Below are 7,102 nucleotides of genomic sequence, written 5' to 3' on the forward strand. Positions count from 1 at the left end.
TATCGAGAAATAACCACCGGAGAACGAGATGAGAACCAACGTACTGCTGTCGGCCGTCCTGTTGGCCGTGCTACCGCTGACGGCCGCCTGCGGCGCCGCCGAAGACAGCGAAGGAGAAACCATGGCCCGCACCCGCGCCCCGGAGATCCCCGACGACGGCCCCGAGCGCTGGATCAACTCCGAACCCCTGACGATGGAGGAGCTGCGTGGCAGGGTGGTGCTGATCGACTTCTGGGAGTACACCTGCGTCAACTGCCTGCGCACCCTGCCCTACATCAGGGAGTGGCACGAGCGCTACGCCGAGGCCGGCCTGGTGATCATCGGCGTCCACGCCCCGGAGTTCGAGTTCGGCTACGAGCGGGAGAACGTCGCCGCCGCCGCCGCCGAGCTGGGCATCGACTACCCGGTCTATCTCGACAACGACTTCGAGCTCTGGAGCCGCTACGCCAACCGCTGGTGGCCGCGCAAGCTGATCATCGATCCGGCGGGCTACATCGCCCACGACCACATCGGCGAGGGCGGCTACGGCCACACCGAGGAAGTCATCCAGCGGTTGCTGGCCGAGGTCGATCCCGACTTCGCCCCGCCGCCGATCATGGAACCAGTCAACGACAAGGACAAGCCCGGCGCCGTCTGCCACCCGATGACACCGGAGCTCTACGCCGGATACCTGCGCGGACGCTTCGCCCACCGCGTCTACCCCGACCAGGAGACCGACTACGACACCGCCGCGGTCTACGATCTGCACAAGGCCCACCTGTTCGGCGAGTGGCGGGTCGAGAACGAACGCCTGCGCCATCTGGCCGCAACGGAGCCGCCCGGTGACCGCATCGACATCCGCTTCCGCGCCACCGAGGTCAACGCCGTACTGCACCGGGCCAAGGGCCGGACCTACGATGTGCGTGTCGAGCTGGACGGCGCGCCCCTGAAGCCGGAAGCCGCCGGTGCCGACGTTCACTGGGATGACGACGGCCACAGCTACCTGCTAATCGACGCCGGGCGGATGTACCGCATCCTCGACAGCCCACAGTACGGCGACCATATCCTCAGCTTGTACGCCGATTCGGCGGATTTCGCCCTCTACGCCTACACCTTCGGCGCCTGCACCACAGCGGGAGAGTGACCCGCCGGGGGGGACGGTGTTATAATCACCGCTGGAATGTACGCTCTGAGGAGTGAAAGGTGAGTGACAAGACCGACAAGAAAAAACGCCGCAAAGAGGCCGTCTCCCTGCCGACGGCGACGGTCAAACCAGCGCTCTGGCGGGGCCTGAGTCTGCTGGTCGCCGTCTTCTGCGGCTACTTCGGCCTGCTCCACCTGCGGGCCACACCGGCGGAGAACCCCCTGGCCGCCTGGGTCTACGGCGCAGTGGTCATTCTCGGTCTGCCCTGGCTGCTGCGCTGGGTCCTGGTCGGCTATTCCGACGGCGTCTACTGCAACTGGAGCCGGCTGGCCGATTGGCTGTTTCGCGACCCCCGACCCTACGAGGGCGGCAAGCGGATCATGCTGTTCATCGCCCTGGCCGGTGTCTTCCTCTACCCCCTCGCCGGGATGGTCGTCGCCCTGGTCGGCGGGTTCTCCCTGCGCCTGCTCGTCGCCCTCAGCGTCCTCCTCGCCATGGGCCTGATCAACGCCCTGGTGCTGGAACGCTACAACGCCCGCGTCTGCCGCGCCCTCTGATGCCCCGGCGCCCCAAGCTGGGACAGCACTTCCTCGTCAGCGAAGGCGTCGCCCGCCGCATCGCCGCCCTGGTCCCCGAAGGCGCCCCGGTGATCGAGGTCGGTCCCGGCCACGGCGCACTGACCGGCCACCTGCTGGAGCGGGCCGCCGAATACCTCGGCGTCGAACTCGACGCCTGGCTGGCCGAGCGCCTCGAGGCCCGCTTCGGCCAACGCCCCGACTTCAGCCTGGCCGGGATGGACTTCCTCCGCTTCACCCCGCCGCCGGAGATGGGCGATGAACTCGTCCTCATCGGCAACATCCCCTACGCCGTCTCCGCCAAGATCGCCCAGCGGGCCACGGCCGAGCCGCGCTACCGCCGGGCCGTATTGATGTTCCAACGCGAGTTCGCCCAACGGCTGACCGCCAAGGCCGGCCAGAGCGACTACGGCTCCCTCTCCGTCTACATCGCCTACCACTGGCGGGCACGGATCGCCCTCGGAGTTTCCCGGCAGAAGTTCCGGCCGGCGCCACGGGTCGATTCCGCCGTCGTCGAATTCGTCCGCCGCACAGAGCCGCCCGTGCAGGTCGCCGAGCCGGCGCGCTTCTTCCGCCTGGTGCGGGCCTGCTTCGCCCGCCGGCGCAAGCAACTCGGCAACGCCGCCGTCGGTGAACTGGGCCTCGAGCGCGAGGACTGGCTGGAAGCCCTCGCCGCCGCCGGGATCGAGCGCCGCCGCCGGGCCCAGGAACTCGACCTCGCCGACTTCGCCCGTCTCGACAGACAACTCTAAGGAGCCGAGCCGTGCAGCTCGATGAACGCTTCCGCCGCGACTACTCCGCCCTGGCCGCACGCCTGGCAGACTGGACCGGAAACTACGTCCGCCAAGCCGGCTTCTCCCGCGTCGTCATCGGCGTCTCCGGCGGCGTCGATTCCGCTCTCAGCGCCGCCCTGGCCGCCCGGGCCCTGGGAGCGGAAAACGTTCACGGCCTGCTGCTGCCCCACGCCGCGAGTGACCCCGCCTCCGAGCGCGACGGCCGCCTGGTCTGCGAGCACCTGGGCCTGCCCCACGAGCGCCTCGAGATCACCCCCTACTGCGCCCCCCTGCTCAACGAGATACCGGAGTCGGACCGGATCCGCCGCGGCAACATCAAAGCCCGGATGCGGATGATCATCCTCTTCGACTACTCGGAGAAGCTGCCCGCCCTGGTGCTGGGTACGGGCAATAAAACCGAGATCCTGCTGGGCTACGCCACCCTCCACGGCGACAACGCCTGCGGCCTCGATCCCCTGGCCGAGCTCTACAAGACCGAGATCTGGGAGCTGGCCCGGGAGCTCGAACTGCCCCAAGTCGTCATCGACAAGACCCCCACCGCCGATCTCTGGGCCGGCCAGACCGACGAGGGCGAGCTGGGTATCAGCTACCGCAGCGCCGACCCCATCCTCTACGACCACGCCGAGGGGGGCCTGGATCGCGACGGCTTGATCAGCGCCGGCCATCCCGCCACGGCCGTCGACCACCTGCTGGGAATCGTCTCCCGAACCGCCTTCAAGCGCCACCTGCCCGCCCACCCACCCAGCTACCGCTGACCGCCATATTCAACTCCCGCGCCGCCCGCCATTTGGCAAGCACTTGCCAAGGGACGGCCCGCCGTCCAGCATTGTAATCGTAGATAATCCGCCAGCCGATGATCCGCAGGCGATGGCTGCAGAACCACCTCCGCCGGGGAACCATGCGCTTGCTCATCCCAGCCCTGATCCTGCTGGCCGCCGCCGGCTCCCGTGGCTTCGAGGGCCTCCCCCCGAACCCCGGCGCCGAGCTGCGCCTCTATGCCGACGAGGCGGCCTGGGGCGAGGTTCACGTTCAACTCGTCAACGACGTCTTGGACAAGCCGACGCCCACCTACAACACCAGGCCCGGCACCGGGGAGCGGCTCACCGCCCTCGATATGCTCGACGGCTGGAATACCATCCCCCTCGACCCCGCCTGGATCGGCAACCTGATCGACGATCCGTCGCTCAACCACGGCTGCCGCCTCGAGGACACCGAACAGCCGATCGAAAGCAACGGCTGCAACGACGAAACTCACAGCCGGGAACACGCCGCCGACCCATCCGAGCATATCGTCACCTACTCCGGCCGGGGTCTCGAGACTGCCGGCCGGGGAGCCGTCAAGGCCCGTGACGATTAGCTCCGGCCGCCAAAAACGACGACCTGAAACCCCGCCAACTCACCAAACCCCCGGCGCCGGAACTGGCACGGTTTTTGCGGAGGCGAACCGTTATCATCACGCGTAACGGTCGCCGAGATGCAAAAACCGTGCCAGTTCCGGCGCCGGCGTAGTTAACAACGGCGGCGGCCTTGCCTGTCGTCGTTTTTGGCGGCCGGAGCGGGTGGGAAAACGGGGCTGAAGCTGCTAGAATAACCGGAGAGTCGATACAAGGTCGCGATAGCCCTACAGTCGAGCAGGCTGACACCAACCGCAGAACGGCTTCGGTTCGATGCAGGCTCTGAGATATGAACGCTACGGATAGCCCGAGGTCCTGTAGTTGGTCGAGCTTCCGGCGCCGGAACCGGGGGCGGGCGAGGTGTTGATCGAGGTTCGCGCGGCGGTGCTCAACGCCGCCGACGTTCGCCTGATGCGGTCCGACCCCTTCTTCGTGCGTTTCTTCAACGGGCTGTGGCGACCGCGAATCCGGCCGGGCGCCGATGTGGCCGGCGTCGTGCGCCAGGTGGGCGCCGGGGTCGAGGAATTCGCCGTCGGCGACGAGGTCTTCGGCGATATCTTCGATTACGGTGCCGGGGCCGTCGCCGAGTACGCGACCGCGGGGGAGGATGTGCTGGTGCGCAAGCCGGAGAACGTGTCCTTCGTCGCGGCGGCGGCGCTGCCGGTGGCTGGACTGACGGCCCTGCAGAGCCTGCGCGACAAGGGTGGTATCGTCGCCGGACAGCGGGTGCTGATCTACGGCGCCTCGGGCTCCGTCGGAACCTATGCCGTCCAGCTGGCCAAGCACCGGGGCGCCCACGTCACCGGGGTCTGCAGCACCCGCAACCTCGAGCTGGTGCGCGGGCTGGGCGCCGACGAGGTCATCGACTATACCGCCGAGGATTCCACCGCCCGGGACGAGACCTGCGACGTGATCTTCGACGCCGTGGGCAAGCTGAAGCGCTCCCGGGCCGCTCGCGCACTCAAGCCCGGCGGCGTCTTCCTCTCGGTTATGAAAAACCCCGCGGGCCGGACCGGGGAGCTGGAGCTGCTCAGGGAGCTGAGCGAAGCCGGCGTGTTGCGCCCGGTCATCGACGGCCGTTACCCTCTGGAGGAGATCGTCGCGGCTCACCGTTACGTCGAGACGGATTACAAGCGGGGCAACGTCGTCGAGGTGGCGGAACCGACCTGGTCCGCCCCGGCCGGTCCACCGCTCAACGGCAAGCCGGGTTTGTGATACGCTACTCACCGTCGGGGCGACGCCTCAGCGGCCGCGGCGTACCGGCATTCAGTGACGGAACGAGAGCAACAACCGAACGGAGTGCCAATGACCCCGGGACACATTGACGAGGGGAGACCGCCCGACTGGGTGCCCACCGACCTCTACCCCTTCGAGAACCGCTACCTGGAGCTCGAGGGTCACACCATCCATTACGTCGACGAGGGCGCGGGTCCGACCCTGCTGCTGCTCCACGGCAACCCCGCCTGGTCCTTCCTCTACCGCGAGATCATCCAGGGTCTGCGCGACCGTTTCCGCTGCGTCGCCCTCGATTATCCGGGCTTCGGGCTCTCCACGGCCGCTGGGGGCTTCGACTACCTGCCGGAGAGCCAGGCCGGGGTGGTCAGAGCCTTCGTCGAGGAGCTGGACCTGCGGGATTACACGGTGATGATCCAGGACTGGGGCGGGCCGATCGGCCTCTGGACCGCCGAGCGTCATCCCGAGCGCGTCCGGGGCCTGATCGTCGGCAACACCTGGGGCTGGCCCATCGACGGTGACAGGCACTTCGAGCGCTTCTCCAAGATGATGGGCGGCGGCTTCGGCCGCTTCCTCATCCGCAACTTCAACGCCTTCGTCAACCTGATCGTGCCCCTGGGGATCAAGCGCAAACGCCTGCCCCGGCGGGTGATGAACGCCTACCGCAAGCAGTTCCCCAGCGGCGCGTCACGGATGCCGACCAACATCTTCCCCCGGGAGATCCGCGGCAGCAGTAGTTTCCTGGGCCGCATCGCGGACGACCTGGACAGGCTGGAGGAAAAACCGGCGCTGATCCTCTGGGGCGACCGGGACATCGCCTTCCGCGCCGGCGAGCGCGAGCGCTTCGAGCTCCTTTTTCGTACCCACCGCACGTGCATCCTCGAGGGGGCCGGGCACTTCATCCAGGAGGACGCCCCCGGGGAGATCGTCGCCGCCGTCCGCGCTTGGTGGGACGAGGTCGTCGTCGCCTAGCCCGCCCCGCGCATCGACCGGGCCCGTCACGGTTCTTGCATGCCGGGTTCCCCGCCTGGGGGAACCCGGCGCAACAACCGCGCCGGGCCCTGGGTTATCGTCGAGTGGCCTGCGTCACCACCGGTCTCGGTGTTTACGCTGTGGGGGCGGGCTTCAAATCCCGTCCGTTTTCCACCGACAGTTGGGTCCACGGCGGGAGGAGCTCAAGGTGCTCCCTACAGTTAAACACAAGTCTACTCGGCAGAATCGTAGATGTTAACTGTGTTTCTCAATCTATCGGCATATTTATATATATCGTTCACAGACAAGATATCAATTTTTTCTTGCTTGGCTTTATCGAACAATCCCAATTTATAATTATTTGGGTTATTAAAATGAAGTCTACAAATCGGCTGTCGATTAGTATCGTCTAGAAGAATACCACAATAACTTTTTACATCTCGAATAAAAACCCGCTCTGGACTAATAACAGACGCTACAATAGCCCTTACAATGTGGTAACCCTCCCACTCGTCTGGTGTCGTTTCAATCCCATTATCATCTCCCTCATCTTCCAAAACTTCGTCTAATACTTCATCGTTAGTATCAGGTATTTTGGCTGATTCTAACCTTTCGTTAATCATATCGTTTACTAATTCTTTTAATGCATTTTTTACAAGTGGCTTGAACTCTTCAATTTTATTCGACCTCATTTGTCCCTCATAGACGTGTCCGTCTTTTACACAAAACTTGACAAAGTCATCCGTCGGATCGTTAATCTGGTTGATATAGTAGTGCTTAAGGGCTCTTGAGTACTTTAGTGTGACAGCTTTTTTCTCTAGTTCATCTTCATCAAAACCTTCTTTTGTAAGTTTATTTTTTATAAATAAAATAACGTCATCAGAGATACTTCTTATATCAAAATCAAAGAAGGGAGTCTTGTCCATCACGTTTTCTTTTTCCATTCCCGCATAGAAACGATACTCGAGCCCGTTCGTCAAAACACCAAATTGCGCTTCCGTGTCTTGATAA

General features: G+C 64.4%; 7 protein-coding genes and 1 pseudogene. 7 read left to right on the forward strand and 1 reads right to left on the reverse strand.

What is annotated here, in order from left to right; genetic code table 11:
* Positions 1-28 precede the first annotated feature (28 nt).
* From GF399_11540 to GF399_11570, 7 genes and pseudogenes are all read left to right on the forward strand, one after another.
* Complete coding sequence (locus GF399_11540; protein ID MBD3400945.1) at positions 29-1,123, forward strand: redoxin family protein; 1,095 nt, start codon at positions 29-31, stop codon at positions 1,121-1,123.
* A 59-nt stretch (positions 1,124-1,182) separates the two neighbouring features.
* On the forward strand, positions 1,183-1,680 hold the full coding sequence (locus tag GF399_11545; protein ID MBD3400946.1) for a hypothetical protein: 498 nt from the start codon (positions 1,183-1,185) through the stop codon (positions 1,678-1,680).
* Positions 1,680-2,450: a ribosomal RNA small subunit methyltransferase A gene (rsmA, locus tag GF399_11550; GenBank protein ID MBD3400947.1), complete on the forward strand. Its 771-nt coding sequence runs from the start codon at positions 1,680-1,682 to the stop codon at positions 2,448-2,450. The genes GF399_11545 and rsmA overlap by 1 nt, the downstream gene beginning before the upstream one ends.
* Entirely contained in the window at positions 2,354-3,247 is an 894-nt protein-coding gene (locus tag GF399_11555; protein ID MBD3400948.1) for an NAD+ synthase, read from the forward strand. Before rsmA ends, GF399_11555 begins: the two co-directional genes overlap by 97 nt.
* 143 nt (positions 3,248-3,390) lie before the next feature.
* On the forward strand, positions 3,391-3,849 hold the full coding sequence (locus GF399_11560; protein ID MBD3400949.1) for a hypothetical protein: 459 nt from the start codon (positions 3,391-3,393) through the stop codon (positions 3,847-3,849).
* 310 nt (positions 3,850-4,159) lie between these two features.
* Positions 4,160-5,101: pseudogene (locus tag GF399_11565) on the forward strand (zinc-binding dehydrogenase).
* 90 nt (positions 5,102-5,191) lie between these two features.
* Positions 5,192-6,091, forward strand: coding sequence for an alpha/beta fold hydrolase (locus GF399_11570; GenBank protein ID MBD3400950.1), 900 nt, complete (start codon positions 5,192-5,194; stop codon positions 6,089-6,091).
* 233 nt (positions 6,092-6,324) lie between these two features.
* Here the strand turns inward: GF399_11570 and GF399_11575 are convergent, their stop codons facing one another.
* Positions 6,325-7,017 (reverse strand): hypothetical protein, encoded by a 693-nt coding sequence (locus tag GF399_11575; protein ID MBD3400951.1) that lies wholly within the window; start codon positions 7,015-7,017, stop codon positions 6,325-6,327.
* Positions 7,018-7,102: the final 85 nt, after the last annotated feature.

The sequence above is a fragment of the Candidatus Coatesbacteria bacterium genome (assembly GCA_014728225.1).
Taxonomy (GTDB): Bacteria; RBG-13-66-14; RBG-13-66-14; order RBG-13-66-14; family RBG-13-66-14; genus WJLX01.

Bases quoted from the DNA above. Each gene is read 5' to 3' on its own strand.
- GF399_11540 (MBD3400945.1), top strand. From the start codon at position 29: ATGAGAACCAACGTACTGCTGTCGGCCGTCCTGTTGGCCGTGCTACCG.
- GF399_11575 (MBD3400951.1), bottom strand. From the start codon at position 7,017: ATGGACAAGACTCCCTTCTTTGATTTTGATATAAGAAGTATCTCTGAT.
- GF399_11560 (MBD3400949.1), top strand. From the start codon at position 3,391: ATGCGCTTGCTCATCCCAGCCCTGATCCTGCTGGCCGCCGCCGGCTCC.
- GF399_11570 (MBD3400950.1), top strand. From the start codon at position 5,192: ATGACCCCGGGACACATTGACGAGGGGAGACCGCCCGACTGGGTGCCC.
- rsmA (MBD3400947.1), top strand. From the start codon at position 1,680: ATGCCCCGGCGCCCCAAGCTGGGACAGCACTTCCTCGTCAGCGAAGGC.